Raw genomic sequence first — 24936 nt, 5'->3', positions numbered from 1 at the left:
TATAATTTAAAAAAATTTGTACTTAATAATTTTTATAATGAAATATTTAGTAGTGTTTTTTCTTTTGCTTGGTTTTCAAATGAATTCTCAAAGTAGCAAAGTGCAAAAATTAAATGATAATGCAATTAATGTTTACAGAGAAAATTCAGAGAAAGCAATTGAATTACTTGAGGAAGCATTGTCTAAAAGTAATAGTAAAATTGATTATGAACTAACTAATAATAATTTTGGTATTGTTTATCGTTTTTTAAATGATTTTGAAAAGGCTAAAAAATTTTCATTAAAATCTTTACAAACCAAAGATTTAAAAATTTTATCTTCTGCATATAATAACATTGGAGCATGTAATAGATCCTTAGGTTTGTATGAAGAATCAATTAAATTTTATTTAAAAGCGTTGTCTATTTATGAGAAAAATAGTAATGAAAAAGAGTATGGAACAGTTTGTAATAATATAGGAATGGTGTATACATCAATGGAACTATATGAAAGAGCAAAAGAATACAATTTAAAAGCAATACAGAAATTTGATAAGATTAAATATTTAAAAGGAATTTCAGAGTCATACAATAACTATGCAATTGCCTCAGCTAATCAAGATAGTTTAGATTTAGCATTGAATTATTTCAATAAATCTCTAAAAATTGAAGAATCTCTTAATGATAAAAAAGGAATTTCAGAATCTTTAAATAACGTTGGTGGTATTTATTATTACAAAGGGGATTTAGATAAAGCTTTAGAAAGCTTTTTAAAGGTAATAGATGTTGAAAAAGAAATAAAAAATTATGGAGGAGTTGCTTCAACATACAATAATATTGCTCAGGTATTTTTAGATTTTAAAGAATCTTCACAAGCAATAAAATATATTGATAGCGCTTATTTTTACGCAACCAAGTATAAAGTTTCTGAAGATTTATTAACTAGTCTTAATAATTATATAGCTTATAATGAAAGTATAGAAGATTATAAAAAAGCAAGTAAATATTATAAAGAATATATAAAAGTAAATGATAGTATTCTCAATAGAAATAATTTAAATGTTCTTCATGAAACAGAAGTTAAATATCAAACCGAGAAAAAAGAAAGAGAAATTTTAGTCCAAAAAGCCAAAATAGCCGAGAAAAACACCATTATAATTAGTGTCATTTCGTTGTTATTATTAAGTGTACTTCTAGGTTATTTTCTTTATAGCAAACAAAAAATGAAAACCCTTCAACTCATAAAAGAACGCGAGTTGCAAGACGCTTTATTGAAAATTGAAACCCAAAATAAACTTCAAGAACAACGTTTGCAAATTTCCAGAGATTTGCATGATAACATTGGTTCCCAACTCACATTTATTATTTCATCTATCGATAATTTAAAATTTGCGCTGGGAAATCAAAATCCAAAAGTGGATGAGAAGTTAACCAAAATAAGTTCGTTTACACGCGAAACTATTGTAGAACTTCGCGATACCATTTGGGCCATGAATAAAGAAGAAATTACGGTTGAAGATTTAGAAACTCGCATTTCAAATTTTATTGAAAATGCTAAAATTTCATTAACAGGAACCCAATTTAATTTTATAAGTAATTTAAATTCAACCGACTTAAAACCGTTTTCGTCACGTGACGGAATGAATATTTACCGCATCATTCAAGAAAGTGTAAATAATGCAATAAAACATGGAAATGCTTCTAAAATTGAAGTTTCAATTCAAGAAGTTAATAAAAGAATTTTAGTCGAAATAACAGATAACGGCAGCGGTTTTAATATTCAAGAAGTAGAAAAAGGAAATGGTTTAAATTCAATTCAAAAACGAGCTTCTGAATTAAACGGAAATCTTGAAATGATTTCCAATCATCAAGGAACAACTGTTTCACTTGACTTAAAGAAGCAACTGTTATAAAAATAAATTTTCAAATTGATTTATTGCAGAAAAATAACTACTTTAACCTCGTTTAACATTATTTTAAGAATTACAGCGATGAGGTTTCGGTTTTTAACTTTAGCATTATTTTGCTTTACTTTTAGTTTTTCGCAACAAGCTAAAATTGATAGTTTGTATCAAATTATAAAAACAACCAAAAACGACTCTACAAAAGTTGCAGTTTATAATCAATTAGTTTGGAAGTATTTGTTTAGCGATAAAAATAAAGCTAAAGAGTTAATCGATATCTCAGAAAAAGTTGCACTCGCTTCAAATGAAAAATTCGGCTATAATTCGCTATTAGGAATTAAAGGAATTTATTATGATGTAAACGGAAATTCGGATTCTGCTAAATACTTTTTTGAAAAATCTCTGGAATACAGTAAAAAACATCATTTTTTAGTGCACGAAGAACATACGCTCACTAATCTTGGAATGTATAATTGGAACCAAGGTAACTTCGAAAAAGCACTTCAATATTACTTCGAATCGATAAAAGTGAACCAAAAAATTCCCGAAGAAAAAAAGGGAAATTTAGATGCAAACTACAATAATATTGGTCTCATTTATCAAGAAATGCATCTGTTTGATAAAGCTATAACCTATCATTTAAAAGCCTTGGAATTACGCAAGAAAAGAAAGTATATTTCGGCTCAAATTCATAGCTACAATAATTTAGGAATTTGCTACAAGGAGTTAGACCAAATGCAAAAAGCAAAAGCATCTTTCGAAGAATCAATTGTTCTGGCTAATCAAATCAATCCAGGTAATGAATATTATATCGCAATAGAAGGTTTGGCTTCCATTGAATATAAAGAGGGAAATTATAAAAAAGCTCTCGATTTATTTTTACAATCGTTACATCGCCCAAAAGAAATACCACTTAATTCCAAAGAAAAAGTTCATTTGTATAGTAATTTGGCTGCTGTTTATGTAAATATAAAACAACCCAAAGAAGCGATTCGATATGGTGAATTGTGTTTAAGTGAACTAGAACTTTCAAGCGAAAACAAAGAATATGAAGTTGAGGTTTACAAATCGTTAGCCGAAGCGTATTATTTGATTGGCAATATCGAAAAAGGATCGTTTTATAATGCAGAATTCTATAAAAAAACTACCGAAAAATTTAAAGAAGAAAGTGCTAAATCGTTTCAAGAACTTGAAGTGAAATACGAAACGGAAAAAAAAGAAAAAGATTTGGCCCAAGAAAAAGTTAAGGTTGCCGAACGAGAACTTCGCATAAAAAATAAGAATAATTTATTGTTGATATCAGGTTTTGTAATTTTGAATATTTTATTAATATCGTGGTTGTTTTTAAGCCAACAAAAGTTTAAAAACAAGCAGTTACAAAAAGAGAAAGAACTTTCGGAAGCCTTATTGAAAATTGAAAGTAATAATAGATTACAAGAACAACGTTTGGCCATTTCAAGAGATTTGCACGATAATGTTGGGGCTCAATTAACTTTTATTATTTCATCTATTGATAGTTTAAAAATGTTTTTAACCAATGGCGAAGAAAAAGTAGTTCAAAAATTATCTAACATTAGTCAGTTTACCAAAGAAACCATAACCGAACTACGCGATACCATTTGGGCGATGAATAAAGATGAAATTCTAGTAGAAGATTTCAAAACCCGAATTTCTAATTTTATCGAACAAGCAAAAGTTTCTCTACAAGGAATTTCGTTCGAATTTACGTGTCATTTACCAAAAGAAACTTCATTCAACTCAAAAGACGGTATGAATATTTACCGCATCATTCAAGAAAGTGTAAACAATGCAATTAAACATGCAAAAGCTACAAAAATTGAAGTCGTTGTGAGCAAAGTAAATCAACAAATTGAAGTAATTGTCAAAGATAACGGAAATGGTTTTGATATTGAAAATAGCTCATTCGGTAATGGATTAAATTCTATTAAAAAGCGAGCGTTAGAAAGTAATTGTGAATTAAAAATTGATTCTAATTCATCGGGAACTACCGTTTCTTTGGTATATTAAAATAGGGCATTTGTCGTATTGATTTAGAGTTAACATTAGTGCATTTTTGTTTTCTAAACATAGAATTATGCAAAAGTTAAAATTACTTTTCTTATTGGTAGTATTGGTCAACACTTTGTCGGCTCAAAAAACAATTCATCACGATACTTTTGATAATGATAATAACAATTGGAGTTTAAAGGAAGAAGATTTTTCGGCGTATGTAAAAAATGGTAAACTTATAATAGAGAATAACAGTGAAACCAAAACGAAATGGTTATTAAAAAAAATTATAGAAACACCAGATGAAGTCGATTTTGATGTAGAAGCCACAATAACGCTATTAGGTACAAAAAATGATAAATCTTCATTTGGTTTAGTGTGGTCATGCTACAATAATCATAAATACTATGATGTTGTTAATTTTAATAACGAACAAAAAGTTCAACTATATGAAATGAGTTTTGGAGGGGCAGTAATTAATAAATATGTTGATTGGAAAGAACTAAAGGAAATAAATAAAAAGAAAAAATCAAATATTATTTTAGTTCAAAAAAGAGCAAATATTTTAAAAATTTTTGTTAATAAAACCCTTGTGTATCAGGAACAATGGAATCGTTATTATGGCTCAAAAGTTGGATTTATTTTAGATGCGAATATGAAAATTGCTGTAGATGAGTTTACAGTTAAAGAATACCCGTTTTCATTAGATGTAGTCGATTCTTTCAACCCAAATTTAAAAATGAAAAAATTGCCAATTACAATTTCAACTGAAAAGTTTGAAGAAACTAATCCAGTAATTTCAGCAGATGGTAAAGTACTTTATTTTGTCAGAAAAGATTGTGAATTAAATATTGAAACGAACAAAGATGATATTTGGTATTCTGAGAAAGATAAAAATGGAAATTGGAAACCCGCAGAAAATATAGGAAGACCATTAAATAATAAGGATTATAACTTTGTTATTTCAGTTTCTCCAGATAATAACACACTACTTTTAGGAAATAAATATAGTTCTGATGGTGTTAGTTCAAAAGGGAATGGATTGTCTATATCAAATAGAACAGAAAATGGATGGGAAATTCCTAAAGATGTTGAAATTCAAAATTATCAAAATGTAAACAAGCATTTAGGTTGTTTTTTGGCAAATGACAACAAATATTTAATAATGTCAGTTGAACGTACAGATCAAGGAGAAGGGAAAAAAGATTTATACGTAAGTTTTTTAAATGAAGAAGGTATTTGGTCTAAACCAAAAAACTTAGGAAATACTGTAAACTCTTTTGAAGACGAAACCAATCCGTTTCTAGCATCAGATGGTAAAACACTTTATTTTGCTTCAAAGGGGCATCCCGGTTATGGTGATTATGATTTGTTTGTTTCTAAACGCTTAGACGATACTTGGCAAAATTGGTCAAAACCTAAAAATCTAGGTAATGTTATAAATTCTGACAAAACGGAACTAAGTATTTTTTTATCAGCAAAAGGAGACAAGGCATATATTGGAAAAGAAATGGATATTTGGGAAATTGATAATACCGTAAAACAAGATCCTGTAGTTTTAATTAAAGGGAAAGTTTTCGATAGTAAAACTAAAAAAGTATTATCGGCGCCAATCGTTTATAATAATTTGTTAACCAATAAAGAGTTAGGAACTGCAATTTCAGATCCTACTACGGGTGCTTATAGTATAGTATTGCCTTACGGTCAACGTTACAGTTTTATGGCTCAAAAAGAAGGCTATTACGCAGTAACTGAAAATGTAGATGTCTCATCTTTAACAGATTATAAGGAAATAGTAGTTGATTTGTATTTAAATCCAATTGAAAAAGGACAAACTATTCGCTTAAACAATATTTTCTTCGGCTCCGGAAAATATGATTTGTTGCCAGAATCAAATGCCGAGTTAGATCGATTGTATAACGTTTTAAAAGAAAATCAAAAACTTAAAATTGAAATTGCAGGTCATACTGATACAGTGGGTTCCGATGCTAATAACATGACACTTTCTAATAATAGAGCTAATGCCGTAATGCAATATTTAGTAACAAAAGGAATAGGAAAAGAACGTTTAACTTCAAAAGGTTACGGAGAAACTAAATTTATTGCTACAAACGAAACCGAAGAAGGAAAACAACAAAATAGAAGAGTAGAGTTTGTAATTATTGAGTTATAAAATGAAATTAAAAGACTTATTTACTTTAGATAACAAAAATGTTTGGCTAACAGCTTTATTTTACATTGCTTTAATTGTAATTGGTCGGTTAAGTGCAACAGAATTTGTAATTGTTTACGCTTTAGAAACAATTATAATTGGAATTTTTCATGCAATAAAGATGTTAACTATAACATTTGGTTCAAATTACATGAAAAATGATAAAGCTAAAGGAGTTGGATTAACATTGTTTTTTTTAGTGCATTATGGATTTTTTGTATTCATTCAAACGACTTTCTTTTTGTGTTTTTATCAATGGGTGATGACAGAATTTCAGATAGTTTTGGACTTTCAAATATTATAACTGTTTTGCAATTCGAAGGCATTCAAGTTGCTTTGGTTTTAATGTTGTTTTCTCATATCTTTAAATTTTGGTTTAATTTTTATAATAATCAACGCTATCAAAATGTTGAAATTGGTTTATATATGTTTCAACCGTATGTGCGAATTATTATTCAGCAGTTTGTAGCTATTGTTCCGGGATTTTTTATCATATTTGGAAATGGCGGATTGGCTGTAGCGATTGTTTTAATTTTAATACGAACAATTGTTGATATATTTCTTTCTCAAATTAAAAATGATGAAAGAATGTTTCAAAAAGCAGTCGACTTTTTTATGAAAGATTATAAAAAAAATGAAGATAAAAGGTTAGAAGAAGAAAAAGTAATTCAATTTTTAAAAATGGTAACCGAAGAATAATGAGTAATCCAAAAAAAATAGCGATTGTAGATGATAATAGTTTTTTAATTAATGCTATAAAAGAAAAGTTGTCTTTTTTTGAAGATGTTGTGTTTAAATATGCAGCCAATAACGGAAAAGAAATGCTTCAAAAATTAGAACAAGATAAAAATCTTGACATTATTCTAATGGATATTGAAATGCCCATAATGAACGGAATTGATGCAACTTTAGAAATCAAACAACGTTATCCACAAATCAAGATTATTATGCTAACGGTTTTCGATAACGATGAAAATATTTTTAATGCCATTAAAGCGGGAGCCGACGGCTATTTATTAAAAGATGTAGATCCTAATTCCTTATATCAAGGAATTCAAGAAACATTAAGCGGTGGTGCAGCTATGACGCCATCAATTGCCATGAAAACATTAAAATTATTACGAAATCCGTTTCAATCCGAAGAAAACACAAATGAAACCGAAGAAATAAAACTTTCGGCTAGAGAAATAGATGTATTAGAACAACTAAGTAAAGGATTAAGTTATACCATTATTGCCGAAAATCTATTTTTATCGCCCTCAACAGTTCGAAAACATATCGAAAATATTTACAGCAAACTTCAGGTGCACTCTAAATTAGAGGCTATTCAAAAAGCTAAAAAAATAATTTGATTTAACTTTTCATATCTTCGTGTTGTAATTTTTTAAGCATGGCACGCAGTTCTTCAAACGAAACTCAAATTAAAAATATTTTAGTTCCCATTTTTCAAGCTATTTTTAGATCTGGTAAAATGGTGTATATCATCATAATTGGCGTTTTACTTTATTTTGGTTACCAATATTTCTCAAAGAATAAACAAGAAAACATTGAGTTTAATTCGAGTTTAATTGAAAAACAAATTAAAAATGTAAGTAAGTCAATTGTAACTGAAGGCCATTATGCTGAGGTTTTAACCTATAAAGACCAACAAAAATATTTACTCGATCTTATTTCGTTCGAGAAAAAAGCACTCATTGTAGCAAATGCAGACGTTTTTATAACTTACGATATGCGCCAACTCGAATATAAAATAGACGAAGTAAATAAAACAATTACCATTACCAATTTACCCGAACCCGAACTGAAAATCAATCAAGATTTGAATTTTTACGATGTCAATCAAAGTAGATTTAATCCTTTTGGAGCTGCTGATTACAATAAAATTCAAAAAAAAGTAAAAGAAGTAATTAAAGCAAAAGTGGAAAAATCGACTTTAAAAACAAATGCTGAAAATCGTTTTCTGTCTGAACTTTCAAAGATATTAGTTTTAACGAATACAATGGGTTGGAAACTTAAGTATAATGGAAATACGATAGAAAGTGATACTGAATTTACTAAGAAATTATAAGAAATAAAAAACGCTGATTCACAATCAGCGTTTTTTGTTTTGGTTTAAAGTTTATTTGAAAGTGATGTCCAACCGCCACCATTAATACAATCAATACCATTTTGCTTTAATATAGAAGTTGCTTGAGCGCTTCTCATTCCACTTCTGCAACAAGCAATAACTGGTTTATTCCATTTTTTTATTTCTGAAACTCTACCATTTAAAACTTGTAAAGCAATATTTTTTGAGCCAGGAATATGTCCTTCTGCAAATTCTTCTGGAGTTCTTACATCTAGAATTACTGCTCCTTTTGCAACATATTCTTGTACTTCATTCGATTTGTTTCCAAAACCTAATACATCTAAAATTCCCATAGTTTATAATTTTTATACAAATTTAGCGTGGTTAATTAGTATTGTAAGTAACAAAAGTTACCTAATTAAACAGCTTCATTTTCACGCATAATTAATTCAATTCCATTCGTGATTAAGTGTACAACTTCCGGACGTTTCGATTTTAGATTTTCTAAATGTAATAACGATTTTTCTAATAATTCCTCGTTACCTTGTAAGTTAGCTAATTCTGCTATTTCAACTGTTAGTAACCAATCATTTGGATGATTGCCACTAACAGCACCAAAAGCTTCTTTTAAAGTAATTTCAGCCGGTTTGTTTTCTCTAATTAAACGAACATTTCGGTATAAAGTTTCTAGTTCTTCTCTTTCTGCCGATTTTTTTTGTTTTATAGTTTGAGAAGAGGGTACATGATTAATCATATCAAAGCTATTCACATCTGCAGGTCCTGAAAATGCTGAAACTACATCTTTACCAACAGCCATATCATAAATTCCCCATTCTGGTTGAAATAAAATGGTATTGCCATGTGTAACAGTACAATTTTTAAACTTGATAATTAGAATTTTTCCTTGAATATTTCTAGTTCCAGTAATAATTTCGCCTGTAACCTTTATATCGCCTTCAAATTCTAAAGTAACTTGTTCTCCCTCATAGATGTCATAAGCACTTAAATCGCGCGGACTCATATCTTCAATTGCCAGATTAATTCCTTTTAGTTTACCAATTGGAGATCCAAATCCTTCAGCATGATATTCAGTTCCGTGTCCCACTAATTCTTTTTCGCGATAAGCTAGTGCTGTTTTTCCACTGCATTGAACATAAACAGGTTTGCTCTCATTTTCTATTACATTAGTGAAAACTCCTGAAATTTGTAATCCTGTACTTAGTTCTATAGTTCCAAGCGCTTTAGAATCGATTAATTTTTTAATTCCAGATAATCCACCAGTACGTAAAGCCATTCTATTTGCAAACTCTTCCAAAACCATGCTTAAATGAGCAAAATCAGGAGTTACAAAAAGTTGAGGTTGCGGTTTTGTAATGTCAAAACTAACATCTGCTGCCGTTATATCGTAAGGTAATTTTTTAACTTTATCAGTCATACACCATTCACTTTCACCAATTGATGATAAAAGTCCAGCTCCATAAATTTTAGGTTCTTCTACGGTTCCAATTAAGCCATATTCTACAGTCCACCAATGTAGGTTTCTAATGCGAGCCATTTCAGAAGGAGTTCCCATATTATTTTGAAGAAAATCTACTTGATTTTCAGCTGCTTTAATTTCTGCATCAGGAGTGTCTTCAGCTTCTTTTAAGATAGATAATAAACGGATGGCTTCATATAATTCATAATCACGAGCTGATGAAATTGCTTTACAGCCAATTTCACCAAAACGACGCAAATATTCAGCATATTCGGGATTGGCAATAATAGGAGCGTGGCCAGCACCTTCATGAATAATATCAGGTGCAGGTGTATATTCAATATGTTCTAATTGACGAATATCAGAAGCAATTACTAACACATTATAGGCTTGAAATTCCATAAAAGCATTTGGCGGAATAAAACCATCTACAGCAACTGCTGCCCAACCAATTTCTTTCAAAATTCGGTTCATGCCATACATACTAGGAATAGATTCAATATCGATTCCTGTTTTTTTCAATCCTTCTAAATACGATTCATGAGCTACTTTAGACAAATAGTCCACATTTTTACGCATTACATAGCGCCAAACCGCTTGATTTATTGGGGTGTATTCCTCGTAATTTTGAGGTTTTATAAACTGTTTAAGATGAGCAGGTAGCCTGTCAATCAAAGGATTACTTTCAAAAGACATAATTATAATTTTTGGTTGTGTTTGCTTTTGTAAAACTACAAAATTAACTCGTGATTTTAATTAGGTATTATAGTTTTTTCAGTAATTCTAAACAGTTTTTATGTATTTGTTAAAAAAAAATGTGTATTTTGTTTTTTCTTATGAAATGTTCAATAAAAATAAAATAGGTGATAATTTATTTAGATTCGTTTTCTATTTTTTAAATATTCAAATTACGTAGTGCCGAAAAAAAAGGTTCCAAAATATTATTTTGAAACCTTTTGAATCCATACCATGATCTTCTTAACGAATACTATCTTTTTTTACTTCAATTGCTGGTGCTGGTGTAATACTATCTGAAATAATTTCTTTATTTTCAGGAATCGATGCGCTAATAGTATCTTTTATTATAGGTTTTGTTACCGAAGTTGAATCAATTGTTTGTGTTGAAATAGAATCAGTTGGTGTTGCATTTTCGTCATACACCGTTTCTTCCAAATCTTCAGATTTTTTACCTAATTGAATTTTGGGCTCATCTTGAGTTCCGGTTACTTTAATTGGAATTCCAATAATTCCTAAAGGCGGTAAACCTACACGCATTTTTAAATTCAAGTTACCATCAAAACTAGATTGTCCTTCAAAGCGTAAACGGAATAATGACACTTTTGCTTTAAAACGCTCGATATTGATGATGTTGTTTTTTATGTTTGATTTTATAGTAATTTCCGACAAATCTGGATCTTTTAAGTTGTCAAAATCTGTTTTTTCTGAAACAACATTCATTAATTTAAAGTTGTTCATTTTTACTTTTTTTACCGAAATCGTTCCGCCACCTTCTAACGAAGGCATAATAGGTTCCATTTTGTTGTTCAAAACACCTTTAATGTCGTAATCCATTCCGATAATTCCTTCAGCATTTTCGGCACTAGAAGCTAGTTCACGGAACATTTTGATTTCGTTGTACGCTCGTTTAATGTCAAATTCGGCAGCTTTCATTTTGAAATTGAAATTCGCTTTTTGCGTACCCATATTTTCATATGAACCATTCATTAAAGCGCTGGCATCAATAATGTTGAGTTTCCCATTAGTCAATGAAATTTTTCCGTTTTCAATGGTAACTCTACCGGAAATATTTTTCACATTAATATCTTCGTAAACCAATTTTTGGGCATCCAAATCAAATCCTAAATCAAGATTTGTAGGTACTTCCATTACTTGGTGAATTGTGTTTTCTACCGTTTTCCCGGTTTCTTTTTCAACTTGAACTTCTTTCGTGAAAAAGAATTCGTTAGTGTTTAATAAAGACGAATTCAGTTTGAAATTTCCTTTTAAGATTTCTTTATCGGCTAAGAAAAAGTTGATAGCATTTTGGAAATATCCATTCATGTTAATGTCTGAAGTTCCATATTTTCCAACGAAATTCTCAAAATTTAAATGATCTTGATGAAAAGTGAAAGTTCCGTTTTCAATAACAAATGGCAAAGGGAAAAACGAAGTTTTAGTCGCTATTTTTTGAACCGAAATCGTTCCGCTGTTATTTAAGTTGGCATAATTTCCGCTGGTTGCGTCGCTTTCTTTTCCTTTCAAATGAACATTAGCCGAAACTTTTCCGTTGACATCGATTCCATCTATTTTAAAAACTTGATAAATTTTGCCTACATTCAACGTTCCATTTGCTACAATGTTATACGCAACGTCATCAAAGTTTTGGAAATGAGCAGCCAATTGAAACGGTTCGTTTTCAAAAGTAAAATGACCTTTTGTAATGTCTAGAGAAGCGTCTTTAAAATAACCACTAGGGTTATCTAATTTAGCATCAAGCTGAATATTTTGTATAGGATTTGGGTAATAAGCCGTTTTGATAGTTCCGTTTTCCCAATTAAAAGTTCCTTTAGCCTTTGGAAATAGTCGCTTTTTAGTGTCGTAAGTTCCGTTGGCCACTACATCGGCATTTAATTTCCCACCCAATTCAAAGTTCGGAATTTGCAAAGCAGAAGAAACAAATCCTAAATCTAAATTCGATTTAATTTTAGTGTCTACTTGCATGACATCGCCAAAACCAGTCGATTTTAAAATAGCACTCAGGTTGTTTTTGTTAACATCAAAATAGAGCGAATCTAATTTAACTTGTAGTTGGGTAACGTCTAGATTCGGTAATTTGGTTTCCAAATTCAAATACAAATTTTCAATAGGAAACGGTGCATTTTTATGCTTTACATAACCATCACGAACTTTAATAGCAAAATTGACTTCGGGTTGTTTGTTTTCAGAAACAATATAATCGCCAGTTAAATTAAAAGAAGCATCTGTTTTTCCTTTAGTTTTGGTGTCTTTAACCCAATTTCCAAATTCGGGTGGTAAAGCCGAAAAAACATCTTCTAAATTACTATTTGTGGTTTTGACTTTGAAATCCATTTTGTAACCGTTGGCAATAAAGTCGAAAAATCCACTGAATTCTATCGGTAATTTATTGATGATCAAATCATTTTTTTCGAAAATAAACGAAAGGGAATTGGTGTTGATTTTAGTAATTAAATCGGCTTTAACTTTTTTGTCTTTCAGATATTCGTTTTTATCATATGTCAATGAAAGTTGGTCAATTTGAGCTCTGGTTTTTAAATCGAAATTTGAATTTTGTAAATCTCCGGTTCCTCTATAATTCAGACCTTTTAATTTAATTTCAATTTTAGCCGAACGGTCAAAATATACCAATTCGCTGTTGTTTATGATGATTCGTTCTAACTTTAATTGGCTTTCATTTGATGATGTTTTCGTCGTATCACCATTCAATTTGTACACATTGTAATTCGCTTCACCAAAACGATTGACTTGAATGTTGATTTTTGCGTTGTCCAAATAAATTTCGTCAATTTCGGTTTCACTTCCAAAAATTAAACTGAAGACATTGATTCCTAAAGAAACTTCTTTCGCATTAATCAAAGATTCTTTTTTGTAAGGAGCAGATCCATTTAAATTTAATTCGTTTAACGTTAGCGTTAAAGAAGGAAAATGCTTGAAAAAAGACAAGTTAGTTTCTTTGAAATTGAGTTCACCATCTAGATGAGTGTTAGCTGTTGCTTTCACTTTTTGAGTAATAGTATCAGTAAAAATAAATGGAAGTGATAAAGTAAAAGCTATTAATAATAAAATACTAATAGCTGCAATTTTTACAATTTTCACAATTTTTTCTTTAGATGATTTCATCCGAAATTTCTTTATTAGTGTGCAAAGTTACAACGTAGAAAGGTATAAAGTTTTAAAAAATTAGTTAACGTTCAAAAAAAAAGAGGCTCAAAAGCCTCTTCAAGTTTAACGTATCAATTGGGTAAACAAATCTTCTTTTTCATTCAAATAGCGATATTGATAGCCTTTTTGAAGCATTCGCTCTTTTAACGGAACTACATCTTCTTGTTTTTTAATTTCCAATCCTACAATTACAGGTCCGGTTTCGCGGTTGTTTTTTTGAGCAAACTGAAAATAAGTAATATCGTCTTCTTCGCCTAAAACTTCGTTGACAAACTCTTTTAAAGCACCCGGACGCTGCGGAAACTGAATCATGAAATAATGTTTCAATCCTTCGTATAAAAGCGAACGCTCTTTGATTTCTTCGGTTCGTAAAATATCATTGTTACTTCCGCTAACAATGCAAACAACATTTTTTCCTTGAATTTGATCTTTGTAAAAATCCAATGCAGCAATAGACAAAGCGCCGGCAGGTTCTACAACCATTGCTTCTTCGTTGTATAAACGCAAAATGGTAGAACACACTTTTCCTTCGGGAACCAAAATGATATCGTCAACCAAATTTTTGCTGATGTTGTAAGTTAAGTTTCCCACTTGTTTTACAGCTGCACCATCTACAAACTTATCGATGCTTTCCAAAGCTATATTTTCGCCTTTTTCTAAAGCAGTTTTCATTGAAGGAGCGCCAAGTGGTTCTACGCCAATAATTTTAGTATTAGGGCTAACCGTTTTTAAATAGGTTGACACGCCCGAAAGCAACCCGCCGCCGCCAATTGGCACAAAAACATAATCAATAGGTTCTTTGCATTGTTCCAAAACTTCTATGGCCACAGTTCCTTGTCCGGCAATTACTTTTTCATCATCAAACGGATGGATAAATGTTTTGCGATTTTCTTCGGCGTCTTTTTTGGCACTTGCATACGCATCGTCAAAAGTGTCGCCTGTTAAAATGATTTCCACAAAAGATTTTCCAAATAACTGTACTTGTTTAATCTTCTGTTTTGGAGTGGTTTTAGGCATGTAAATGCGACCTTCAATTTTCAATAAGTTGCACGAATAAGCCACACCTTGCGCGTGATTTCCTGCACTGGCACACACAATTCCATTTTGTTTTTCCGCTTTAGTAAGCGATTTGATTTTATTGTACGCTCCTCTGATTTTATAGGAGCGCACAATTTGTAAATCTTCTCTTTTTAATAAAATTTTAGCCTGAAATTCTTCTGATAAATTCATGTTTTCACTCAAAGGTGTCGACGGTACCACATCTTTAAGTTGTTCTTTGGCTTTTAGAATTTCATTGTATAAGTTCATTTTGTTAATTTTTGGGTCTCAATTGACGAACCGTTGCGCCGGCTTGCCACATTTCACTTTCTCTTAATTCTTTTAATTCGGCTTCTAATTTTTCACGGTAATCCGGTTTACTGTTCGAATCAATAGATTTTTGAGCTTCGTTTCCGGCTTTTACTTCGCTGTATAATTGTTCAAAAACAGGTTTAGTCGCTTCTTTGAATGGTTTCCACCAATCTAATGCACCTCTTTGCGCAGTAGTCGAACAATTGGCATACATCCAATCCATACCGTTTTCAGCAACTAAGGGCATTAAACTTTGCGTTAATTCTTCCACGGTTTCGTTGAAAGCTTCAGATGGTGTGTGACCGTTTTCGCGTAATACTTCGTATTGGGCAGCAAAAATTCCTTGGATAGCCCCCATTAATGTACCACGTTCTCCGGTTAAATCGGAAGTTACTTCTTTGTAAAAATTAGTTTCAAACAAATACCCAGAACCTACACCAATTCCTAAAGCAATTACTTTTTCGCGTGCTGTTCCGGTTGCGTCTTGTTCAATTGCAAAAGACGAATTCAATCCTTTTCCTTCTAAAAATAATCGTCTCAATGAAGTTCCTGAACCTTTTGGAGCTACCAAGATAACGTCAACGTCAGCAGGAGGGATGATTCCTGTTTTTTCTTTGTACGTGATACCAAAACCGTGAGAGAAATATAACGTTTTGCCTGGAGTTAAATATTTTTTAACGGTTGGCCAAAGTTCAATTTGTCCGGCATCAGACAATAAATATTGGATGATAGTTCCTTTTTCTAAAGCTTCTTCAATTTCAAATAATGTTTCGCCCGGAACCCAACCGTCAGCTACTGCTTTGTCCCAAGTTTTTCCGCCTTTTCTTTGTCCTACAATTACTTTAAAACCATTGTCTTTTAAGTTTAACGCTTGTCCTGGACCTTGAACACCATAACCGATAACTGCTACAGTTTCGTTTTTCAAGGTTTCTAATGCTTTTGCTAATGGAAATTCTTCTCTAGTTACTACATTTTCTACTACACCTCCAAAATTGATTTGTGCCATAATTTATTTATTTTTTGGTTTGTTAATTACATTTGAAATATTTTGCTCTTTAGGCTTAAGAACTCATTGTTGATCGGATCTTTGGTAGGATCATTTTTTTCGAGTTCCAAAATGCTTTTATGAATTCCTTCGCTGGCTTTCATAATGGCAATTCTTGAACTTCTGACGAATTCGATTAAGCCGTATTTGTGTAATTCGGATAATAATTTATTGATTTCTTCATCTTGACCTGTAGATTCAAAAACTGTATAATCGTTTCGGATTACTACTGCATTGGCTCCGTATGTTCTTAATAAGCGTTCCACTTTTGCTTCTTTCATAATGATTTCGGTAGGAACTTTATACAGTGCAATTTGTTGCCAAATAATTTCGTCGTTGGTATTGACATATACTTTAAGAACATCGACTATTTTGCTAATTTGTTTGACCAAATTTTTAATAACAGATTCTGATTCTTGAACTACAATTGTGAATCGGTAAATGTTTTCAACCTCGCTAGGAGACGTGTTAAAACTCTCCAAACTGATTTTTCTACGAGAAAACATAATGGCGATTTTGTTAATCAATCCCACTTGGTTTTCCGTGTAAGCGGTTATGGTATATTCCTGTTTCATGAGTTCTTAAATTTGGTCTTTACTTAATACAATTTCTGAAACTCCTTTTCCTTGTGGCACCATTGGAAACACGTTGTCTTCTTTGGCTACCATAATTTCAAGTAAATACGATTCGTTTGAAGCTAGCATTTCTGTTAAAGCTTTTTTAAGTTCGGAACGTTCAGCTACTTTTTGACCTTTGATGTGATATCCTTTGGCTACCTGAACAAAATCGGGACTGGTAATATCCGTAAATGAATATCTTCTTTCGTGAAATAATTCTTGCCATTGGCGTACCATTCCTAAGAATTGATTGTTCAGAATAATGATTTTTACATTGGGTTGGAATTGCATAATCGTTCCCAATTCTTGTATATTCATTTGCGCACTTCCGTCACCCATAATGGCGACAACGGTTCTTTCGGGAGCACCAAATTTTGCTCCGATGGCTGCGGGTAAAGCAAATCCCATGGTTCCTAAACCACCACTGGTAATGTTACTTCTGGTCTGATTTTGTTTAGCATAGCGGCAAACCACCATTTGATGTTGGCCTACATCACTAACGAAAACAGCTTCGCCATGCGTTAATTCGTTAAGTTCAAATAAAACTTCGCCCATAGTTAGTTCTTCGGTTTCTGGAAAACGTTCTTTACTAATCAGAACTTCTTCTTCATGTTTCATTTTGTCTTGGAATTCTTGCAACCAAGTTTTGTGTTCTTTTGGTTCTAAAACAGCAGTCAAAAGAGGAAGCGTTTCTTTACAATCGCCCCAAACTGGAACGGTTGTGAGTACGTTTTTGTCTACCTCAGCCGGATCGATGTCTAAGTGAACAATTTTTGCTTGCTTGGCATATTTGTCCAATCTTCCGGTAACTCGGTCGTCAAATCGCATTCCAATAGCAATTAGAACATCACATTCGTTAGTTAAATAATTGGGGCCGTAATTGCCGTGCATGCCCACCATACCTACACCAAGCGGATGATTAGTTGGAATAGCACTCATTCCCATAATGGTCCAAGCTGTTGGTAAATTGGCTTTTTCAATAAATTGAAGAAATTCTTTTTCGGCGTTGCCTAAAATTACACCTTGACCGAAAACAACAAGTGGTTTTTTTGCCTGATTAATTAAATCAGCAGCTGCTTGAATATATTCCGGTTTAACAACAGGTTTCGGTCTGTAACTTCTAACGTGAATACACGATTTGTAACCGCTATATTCAAACAATTGAAGTTGAGCATTTTTGGTAATATCAATTAAAACTGGACCAGGTCTTCCTGATTTGGCGATGTAGAAAGCTTTGGCCAAAACTTCTGGAATTTCATGAGCATCCGTAACCTGATAATTCCATTTGGTCACTGGTGTTGTAATGTTTACAATATCGGTTTCCTGAAAGGCATCGGTTCCTAAAAGGTGTGCAAAAACTTGTCCTGTAATACACACAACAGGAGTCGAGTCGATCATGGCGTCTGCTAAACCTGTAACCAAATTAGTTGCGCCTGGACCGCTGGTTGCAAAAACAACTCCGGTTTTTCCACTCACTCGAGCATAACCTTGCGCTGCGTGAATAGCACCTTGTTCGTGACGAACTAAAATGTGATGAAGTTTATCTCTATGATCGTATAAAGCATCATAAATAGGCATAATGGCGCCACCGGGATAGCCAAAAATGGTAGCTACGTTTTCAGAAAGTAGTGCGTCAATTACTGCAATGCTTCCAGAAGCCTGATGAGCCTTTTGGTTTTCTGTTGTTTTGGTATGTTGTTTGATTGTTTCCATAACTTTAGATTTTTATTCGTCAGTAATACAGCCTTCTGATGCGTCTTTAACCATTTTTGCGTATTTGTACAGCACGCCTCGGTTAACACTTAAAGACGGTTTTACCCAATTCTCTTTTCGTTTTGCTAATTCAGATTCGCTAACTTGAAGCGTTAAAGTGTTGTTGACGGCATCAATTTCAATTAAGTCGCCATTTTGAACGAAAGCTAAAGTTCCGCCTTCAAACGCTTCGGGTGTTATGTGTCCGACGACAAATCCGTGGGTTCCGCCGCTAAACCTTCCGTCCGTAATAAGGGCCACGCTTTTTCCTAATCCGGCACCTATGATAGCCGAAGTAGGTTTCAACATTTCCGGCATTCCCGGACCGCCTTTCGGTCCCACATATCGGATAACCACAACATCTCCTTTTTCTATTTTTTTATCGGCTATGCCTTTTATCAGTTCTTTTTCGCCATTGAAAACTTTCGCAGGACCTTTGAAGAATTCGCCTTCTTTTCCGGTTATTTTGGCTACCGAACCTTTTTCTGCTAAATTACCATATAGCATTTGTAAATGTCCGTTTACTTTAATTGGGTTTTCTAAAGGACTAATGATGTTTTGTGCTTCAAAATCGATGTCTTCTATTGCTGCAAGATTCTCGGCTAATGTTTTTCCGGTAACTGTTAAACAATTGCCGTGTAACATTCCTTTGGATAACAAATACTTTAAAACCATGGGAACTCCCCCTTTTCATGAAGATTTTGCATTAAGTAATTTCCGCCCGGTTTAAAATCGGCAATCAATGGCGTTTTATCGCTAATGCGTTGGAAATCTTCTAAGGTTATTTTGATGTCCACACTTTTTGCCATAGCAATAACATGCAGTACCGCATTTGTACTTCCGCCCAAAGCAATTAAAGTTGTAATCGCATTTTCAAAGGCTTCAAAAGTCATGATGTCTTTGGGGCAAATATCTTTTTCCAAAAGAATTTTCATGTAATGCGCTGCTTGTTTGCATTCTTCTATTTTTTCATGACTTACAGCTGGATTGCTGCTCGAGTAGGGAAGACTCATTCCTAAAGCTTCGATAGCAATAGCCATAGTATTAGCAGTGTACATTCCGCCGCAAGCACCTGCACCCGGACAAGCATTTTTAATGATACCTTTGTATTCTTCTTCGGTTATTTTACCTGCTATTTTTTCGCCTAAAGCTTCAAAAGCGGAAACAATATTTAGGTCTTTTCCGTGGTATTTTCCCGGAGCGATAGTTCCGCCATACACCATAATTGAAGGTCGGTTTAAACGTCCCATGGCAATGATGCTTCCCGGCATGTTTTTGTCGCAACCCGGAATAGCAATGACACCATCGTAATAATGTCCGTCAACAACACTTTCTATACTGTCGGCAATAATTTCTCTGCTGACTAAGGAATAACGCATACCATCAGTTCCGTTGGTAATTCCGTCGCTGATTCCTATGGTGTTAAAAATAAGACCAACCATTTCGGCTTCGTTTACTTCTTGTTTGATGTAAGTAGCCAAATGATTAAGGTGCATGTTACAGGTGTTTCCGTCATATCCCATAGATGCAATACCGACAAAAGGTAAATTCAATTGCTCTTCGGTTAGACCAATTCCATACAGCATAGCTTGTGTGGCTGGTTGCGTGGGATCTTGAGTTACTATTCTACTGTGTTTGTTTAAAATCATTAGAATTGTGTTTGAAGCAGTGGTTTATCCAATACTAAATTTTTATATGTCAATTGTAATTTTTTGCCTAAAGAGTTTTCCCATTTTATTGGAAAATCTTTTCCGTCTAAAGAAGAAACACCAATGATTTCGGCCGCTGTTCCGCATAAAAAGGCGCTGTCTGCATTTTGAAGATCTTCAGGTTTAAATAAACCTTCTTCGACGGAAATTTCTAATTCTTTGCAAAGTTCGATAACAGTAGCACGAGTAATTCCTGGAAGAATGTTGCCTCTTTGCGGTGTGAATAATTTACCATCTTTTTCGAAGAAAAGATTAGAACCTGGACCTTCTGCTAAGAAGCCATCAGAATCTAAAAGTAAAGCTTCGTCAAAACCTTTGTCTTTGGCTTCTACTGATGCTAAAATTGAGTTGACGTAATGTCCGCATACTTTAGCTTCAACTTTTGTTGAACGAGGATGAGGTCGGCAATAGGAAGAAATGCTGAGATTTAATAATTTTTCGCCCAAGTATGCACCCCATTCCCAAGCGCAAATCATAATAGAAACTTCGTTTGGACGACTGATTCCCATGTTTGGGCTACAGAAAACCAATGGACGAATATATGCGTCGGTGAGATTATTCAGTTTTAGAACTTCGTACGTTTTTTGAATGAGTTCTTCATTATTGTATTTATAAGGAATGTGAATTTGTTCGCACGAATTTTTTAAGCGCTCAAAATGTTCTTCTGCTTTGAAAATTTTAGTTCCGTTTGCAGTTTCATAAGCTCTTATACCTTCAAACACTCCGTAACCATAGTGCATGGTTTGTGTGTATAAGTTAGTTGTGGCTTCTACAGCTTTTGTGAATTGGCCATCAAAATACAAAATGGTTTTGTCATCAAAATACATAATATCTATAAGTTAGTTTTATTGCAAAAAAAAACCTTCCGGTTTGCGGAAGGTTTATTGTTTTTAAATATTTTATATAACTATATACCAATCCGCTGCAATTGAGGAATCACAATAATAATCGCAGCGATAATGATAAATAAGTTTTTCATTCTTTCTTTAAATTCGTAGGGACAAATGTAATTAATGTTTTTGTTTAATGAATAAAAAAATATTGTTTTTATTAAATAATCAGTAAAATTGATTTTTATTTTAAATATTGATAAAAATAAACATGATTTTTATTGTTATTGTATTTTTGGAGGATATTGCTCCAAAATTTTAGATACAAACTCCTTAATTCGGGCATCTTTCTTTTCTGGATTAGTTGTTAAATATCCAGCACCTTGACCTTGCCAAACTAATTCTTTTGTTTTTGCATCAATTATATCAATAAAAAGTACACCTTCAGGTGTTGTTGAAACACTACTATAACCCATTCCCCAAAATGGACCACCCCAACCGTATCCCCAGCCAAAACCTGAGTTGTTGTACACATCTACGCGTTCACTTTCTTTAGTAAATATGCTAACCAAAACATCTGGATTTTCTGATTTTGAAAAACCTTTAGTTTGCATTACTTCATCAATGGCGTATAGTATTCGTTTTTTATCTAAATCTGAAATTTCAGCTTTATCGACACCACTTTTTAGATAAGCAAAAGTTTTATAAGAATCGAAACTGGCTTTCTTATCATAATCAGCATTTACACGAACAGAACTACATGAAGCAAGTGCAAATAAAAATAATAGCGATACTAATTTTATTGTTTTCATAATACAATTTTATTTAAAGTTAGTGATTCCAAGTTTAAGTTTGAAAAACTTCAAATAAATTAACTTGAAATTATAATAAATTTTCGTCTACTATATTAGGGATGGTAACTTTTAATAAAGGTTGCGTCTCCATAGCTCTTTTTATTGCAAAAATAGCTCCTTCGTTTCTTGCCCAACTTCTTCTAGAAATTCCGTTGTTTACATCCCAGAAAAGCATTGATTCTAAGCGTCTTGACGCCTCTTTACTACCATCAAGAAGCATGCCAAATCCTCCGTTTATTACTTCGCCCCAACCAACGCCACCACCATTGTGAATAGAAACCCAAGTTGCCCCTCTAAAACTATCTCCAATTACGTTGTGAATCGCCATATCTGCTGTAAAACGAGAACCATCATAAATATTTGAAGTTTCTCTATATGGTGAATCGGTTCCAGAAACATCGTGGTGGTCGCGCCCTAAAACAACCGGACCAATTTCACCTTTAGCAATTGCTTGATTAAACGCTTCTGCAATTTTAATTCTTCCTTCGGCATCGGCATATAAAATTCGAGCTTGTGAGCCTACAACTAATTTGTTTTCTTGTGCCCCTTTAATCCATTGAATGTTATCCGCCATTTGTTGCTGAATTTCTTCTGGAGCACTTTGCATCATTTCTTCTAAAACATCACAAGCAATTTTATCAGTTTTAGCTAAATCTTCTGGATTGTTTGAAGCGCAAACCCAACGGAATGGACCAAATCCATAATCGAAACACATTGGTCCCATGATGTCTTGAACATAACTTGGGTATTTAAATTCTCTACCTAGTGTTGGATGGTCATTCATCACATCAGCGCCAGCTCTTGAAGATTCTAATAAAAAAGCATTGCCATAGTCAAAGAAATAAGTTCCTTTTCCCGTGTGTTTATTAATAGCATCTGCATGACGACGTAATGTTTTTTGAACTTCAACTTTAAATTGTTCAGGATTGTTAGCCATCATTTCGTTCGATTCTTCAAAGGTAAATCCGATAGGGTAGTAGCCACCAGCCCAAGGATTGTGTAAAGAAGTTTGATCGGAACCTAAATCGATATGTAAATTTTCTTGATCAAATTTTTCCCAAACCTCTACCACATTTCCTAAATATGCAATGGAAACTACTTCTTTGTTTTCTAAAGCTTTTTTAGTCCTTGTAACTAATTCGTCGATGTTTTCAATTACTTCATGAATCCAACCTTGTTCGTGACGAATTTTGGTAATTTTAGGATTAACTTCGGCACAAACGGTAACACATCCTGCAATAGTTCCTGCTTTTGGTTGGGCGCCACTCATGCCGCCTAAACCAGAAGTAACAAATAAACTTCCGCTAGGATTTTTCTTTATTTTTCTAAATCCGTTTAAGACAGTAATGGTTGTTCCGTGAACAATTCCTTGCGGACCAATGTACATATAACTTCCGGCAGTCATTTGTCCGTATTGTGTTACACCTAAAGCATTGAATTTTTCCCAATCGTCTGGTTTAGAATAATTAGGAATCATCATTCCGTTTGTAACTACAACTCTTGGCGCTTCTTTGTGCGAAGGAAATAATCCCATGGGATGCCCCGAATACATAACTAATGTTTGTTCATCAGTCATTTCGGCCAAGTATTTCATCGTTAAGCGATATTGTGCCCAGTTTTGAAATACGGCTCCGTTACCACCATAGGTAATTAATTCGTGTGGGTGTTGCGCCACAGCATAATCTAAATTATTTTGAATCATTAACATAATGGCTTTAGCTTGTAAGCTTTTACCCGGATAATCGTTAATGTTTCTTGCTTTCATTTCGTAATCTGGACGAAGACGATACATATAAATACGCCCGTATTTTTCTAATTCTTCTTTAAACTCAGGAATTAGAGTAGCATGATGTTGAGGTTCGAAATAGCGCAATGCATTTTTTAATGCTAATTTCTTTTCTTCGTCGGTTAAAATTTCTTTGCGTTTTGGCGCATGATTAATATGCGATTCGTAAACTTTTGGCTGTGGTAAAACTGAAGGAATTCCTTCTAATATTTGTTCTTTAAATGTCATTTTTTTGTGCTTTAAGCTTTATGCATTTAGCAATAAGCGCTTGTTTTTAATTTATTGTTTGCGTGAGGGATGGGAGTGAGCTACCGTGTAGCACGGACAGCCCGACCACGAAATTCGTGGACACGCCCTAAACTAAAAACTATGGATAACGAATGTCTGACCTATGGTAAGACTTGTATATTTTGATTCGGTAATTTTGTAAATGGATATCCATTTTATTTCTTGGTTGTTTATAGTTTAAAAAAAAAGTTACTTCGACAAGCTCAGTTTGATAATTTTGAGAGGCTCAGTATGAAAATTTCGATAAACTCTTGCATCTTTCTTCTTTTCTCTTTATTCTTTATTCTTTATTCTTTTCTCTTTGTTCTTTTCTCTCTTGAAACAGTTCCCGTATTTTTATCAAATCCGTAGGGGCAATGACGACAGCCACTTTTACAACAATAACCTCTTTTTAAGTGGTATTTCTCTGTAAAACACTTGTACCCTTCGGGCGTGTAATAGAAATCTTCGCCTTCTTTTAAATTATTCGGATTTAATTCGTTATTCATCACTACAAATCGACTTAAAAATAGTTATTTTAAGTTTTACAAAAATAAATATTTTTGACCAAGATTACTTCTTTCCTAAGATTAAATAGTTTGTTATGAAGAAATTTAGCAACTTTGCAGTAAATGTTTATAATTGTTTTCAAATATTTATTACCAAAAGGTTACAGAGGAATAACTTTGTTTCCATTTATTTTCTTGTTGCGAAATGAAGATAAGCGAAATGAAGTTTTAATAAATCATGAAAAAATTCACATAAGACAACAATTAGAGTTATTGGTTCTTCCTTTTTTCATTTGGTATGGAATAGAGTTTTTAATTCGATTGTTACAATATAAAAATTGGAGTAGGGCATACCGAAACATTTCATTTGAACGTGAAGCTTATGTAAATGAAAAAAACTTCGACTATTTAAAGAAGAGGTCTTTTTGGAGTTTTTTGAAATATTTTTAGTCTTATTCCTTTCTTTCCATTTTCTTTGAACTTAACTGTTTTTCTTTTAAAGAAGTAGGCCCAATTGGGAGTCTTAAATTTTCAAAATTTGAAATAATTTCTCCGTTATCATCTTTAGTGTCTGCTCTATTAGCAACAATTTGCATAAAAGGAAACATTACTATTTCCATTTTGCAATTCTTTTACTGTAAAACCAT

General features: G+C 32.7%; 20 protein-coding genes and 1 pseudogene. 8 read left to right on the top strand and 13 right to left on the bottom strand.

Annotation, left to right across the window (positions count from 1 at the left end):
- The first annotated feature begins 37 nt into the window (after nt 1-37).
- The 7 genes from GCU34_RS07675 to GCU34_RS07645 all read left to right on the top strand — a co-directional run bounded on the left by GCU34_RS07675 (nt 38) and on the right by GCU34_RS07645 (nt 8172).
- On the top strand, nt 38-1891 hold the full coding sequence (locus GCU34_RS07675) for a tetratricopeptide repeat-containing sensor histidine kinase (RefSeq protein WP_072784371.1): 1854 nt from the start codon (nt 38-40) through the stop codon (nt 1889-1891).
- Nucleotides 1892-1969: 78 nt separating this feature from the next.
- Complete coding sequence (locus tag GCU34_RS07670; RefSeq protein ID WP_072784370.1) at nt 1970-3910, top strand: tetratricopeptide repeat-containing sensor histidine kinase; 1941 nt, start codon at nt 1970-1972, stop codon at nt 3908-3910.
- A 67-nt stretch (nt 3911-3977) separates the two neighbouring features.
- Entirely contained in the window at nt 3978-6065 is a 2088-nt protein-coding gene (locus tag GCU34_RS07665; protein ID WP_084656944.1) for an OmpA family protein, read from the top strand.
- 1 nt (nt 6066) lies between these two features.
- Nucleotides 6067-6408, top strand: a complete 342-nt coding sequence (locus GCU34_RS14085) for a DUF6498-containing protein (protein ID WP_152378414.1) — start codon at nt 6067-6069, stop codon at nt 6406-6408.
- Nucleotides 6348-6803 (top strand): DUF6498-containing protein, encoded by a 456-nt coding sequence (locus tag GCU34_RS14080; RefSeq protein ID WP_193702235.1) that lies wholly within the window; start codon nt 6348-6350, stop codon nt 6801-6803. The genes GCU34_RS14085 and GCU34_RS14080 overlap by 61 nt, the downstream gene beginning before the upstream one ends.
- Nucleotides 6803-7456 carry a response regulator gene (locus GCU34_RS07650; protein ID WP_152378412.1) on the top strand — a complete coding sequence of 218 codons (654 nt, stop codon included), beginning with the start codon at nt 6803-6805 and terminating at the stop codon, nt 7454-7456. Before GCU34_RS14080 ends, GCU34_RS07650 begins: the two co-directional genes overlap by 1 nt.
- Before the next feature lie 38 nt (nt 7457-7494).
- A complete protein-coding gene (locus GCU34_RS07645; RefSeq protein WP_227658659.1) occupies nt 7495-8172 on the top strand; it encodes a DUF4230 domain-containing protein in 678 nt (225 codons plus the stop codon).
- A gap of 44 nt (nt 8173-8216) precedes the next feature.
- On the opposite strand, the gene GCU34_RS07640 is transcribed toward GCU34_RS07645, so the two are convergent.
- From GCU34_RS07640 to GCU34_RS07585, 12 genes and pseudogenes are all read right to left on the bottom strand, one after another.
- Nucleotides 8217-8525, bottom strand: coding sequence for a rhodanese-like domain-containing protein (locus GCU34_RS07640; RefSeq protein WP_072784361.1), 309 nt, complete (start codon nt 8523-8525; stop codon nt 8217-8219).
- Nucleotides 8526-8590: 65 nt separating this feature from the next.
- Entirely contained in the window at nt 8591-10345 is a 1755-nt protein-coding gene (locus GCU34_RS07635) for an aromatic amino acid hydroxylase (RefSeq protein WP_072784360.1), read from the bottom strand.
- Between the two features lie 282 nt (nt 10346-10627).
- Nucleotides 10628-13528, bottom strand: coding sequence for an AsmA family protein (locus tag GCU34_RS07630; protein ID WP_072784358.1), 2901 nt, complete (start codon nt 13526-13528; stop codon nt 10628-10630).
- 105 nt (nt 13529-13633) lie between these two features.
- Nucleotides 13634-14878 carry a threonine ammonia-lyase IlvA gene (ilvA, locus tag GCU34_RS07625; protein ID WP_072784356.1) on the bottom strand — a complete coding sequence of 415 codons (1245 nt, stop codon included), beginning with the start codon at nt 14876-14878 and terminating at the stop codon, nt 13634-13636.
- 4 nt (nt 14879-14882) lie between these two features.
- Nucleotides 14883-15926 (bottom strand): ketol-acid reductoisomerase, encoded by a 1044-nt coding sequence (ilvC, locus tag GCU34_RS07620; RefSeq protein ID WP_072784354.1) that lies wholly within the window; start codon nt 15924-15926, stop codon nt 14883-14885.
- 26 nt (nt 15927-15952) lie between these two features.
- Entirely contained in the window at nt 15953-16540 is a 588-nt protein-coding gene (gene ilvN, locus GCU34_RS07615) for an acetolactate synthase small subunit (protein ID WP_072784352.1), read from the bottom strand.
- A gap of 6 nt (nt 16541-16546) precedes the next feature.
- Nucleotides 16547-18295, bottom strand: a complete 1749-nt coding sequence (gene ilvB, locus GCU34_RS07610; protein WP_072784350.1) for a biosynthetic-type acetolactate synthase large subunit — start codon at nt 18293-18295, stop codon at nt 16547-16549.
- A gap of 12 nt (nt 18296-18307) precedes the next feature.
- Nucleotides 18308-19983: pseudogene (gene ilvD / locus GCU34_RS07605) on the bottom strand (dihydroxy-acid dehydratase).
- Entirely contained in the window at nt 19983-20870 is an 888-nt protein-coding gene (locus tag GCU34_RS07600) for a branched-chain amino acid transaminase (protein WP_072784346.1), read from the bottom strand. The pseudogene ilvD and the gene GCU34_RS07600 overlap by 1 nt, the downstream one beginning before the upstream one ends.
- Nucleotides 20871-21157: 287 nt before the next feature.
- Nucleotides 21158-21685, bottom strand: coding sequence for a DUF4136 domain-containing protein (locus tag GCU34_RS07595; RefSeq protein ID WP_072784344.1), 528 nt, complete (start codon nt 21683-21685; stop codon nt 21158-21160).
- A gap of 70 nt (nt 21686-21755) precedes the next feature.
- Nucleotides 21756-23741, bottom strand: coding sequence for a urocanate hydratase (locus GCU34_RS07590; protein ID WP_072784342.1), 1986 nt, complete (start codon nt 23739-23741; stop codon nt 21756-21758).
- A 347-nt stretch (nt 23742-24088) separates the two neighbouring features.
- A complete protein-coding gene (locus tag GCU34_RS07585) occupies nt 24089-24289 on the bottom strand; it encodes a DUF5522 domain-containing protein (RefSeq protein WP_072784341.1) in 201 nt (66 codons plus the stop codon).
- Nucleotides 24290-24412: 123 nt separating this feature from the next.
- On the opposite strand from GCU34_RS07585, the gene GCU34_RS07580 reads away from it, so the two are divergent.
- Nucleotides 24413-24739: a hypothetical protein gene (locus tag GCU34_RS07580; protein ID WP_072784339.1), complete on the top strand. Its 327-nt coding sequence runs from the start codon at nt 24413-24415 to the stop codon at nt 24737-24739.
- A 2-nt stretch (nt 24740-24741) separates the two neighbouring features.
- Here GCU34_RS07580 and GCU34_RS13645 read toward each other — a convergent pair whose 3' ends face one another.
- Nucleotides 24742-24909, bottom strand: a complete 168-nt coding sequence (locus GCU34_RS13645) for a hypothetical protein (protein WP_178138356.1) — start codon at nt 24907-24909, stop codon at nt 24742-24744.
- Nucleotides 24910-24936: the final 27 nt, after the last annotated feature.

Origin of the sequence: Flavobacterium haoranii, assembly GCF_009363055.1 — a bacterium.
In the GTDB taxonomy this organism is placed as follows: Bacteria; Bacteroidota; Bacteroidia; order Flavobacteriales; family Flavobacteriaceae; genus Flavobacterium; species Flavobacterium haoranii.
This window is presented reverse-complemented; position numbering and strand designations above follow the sequence as displayed.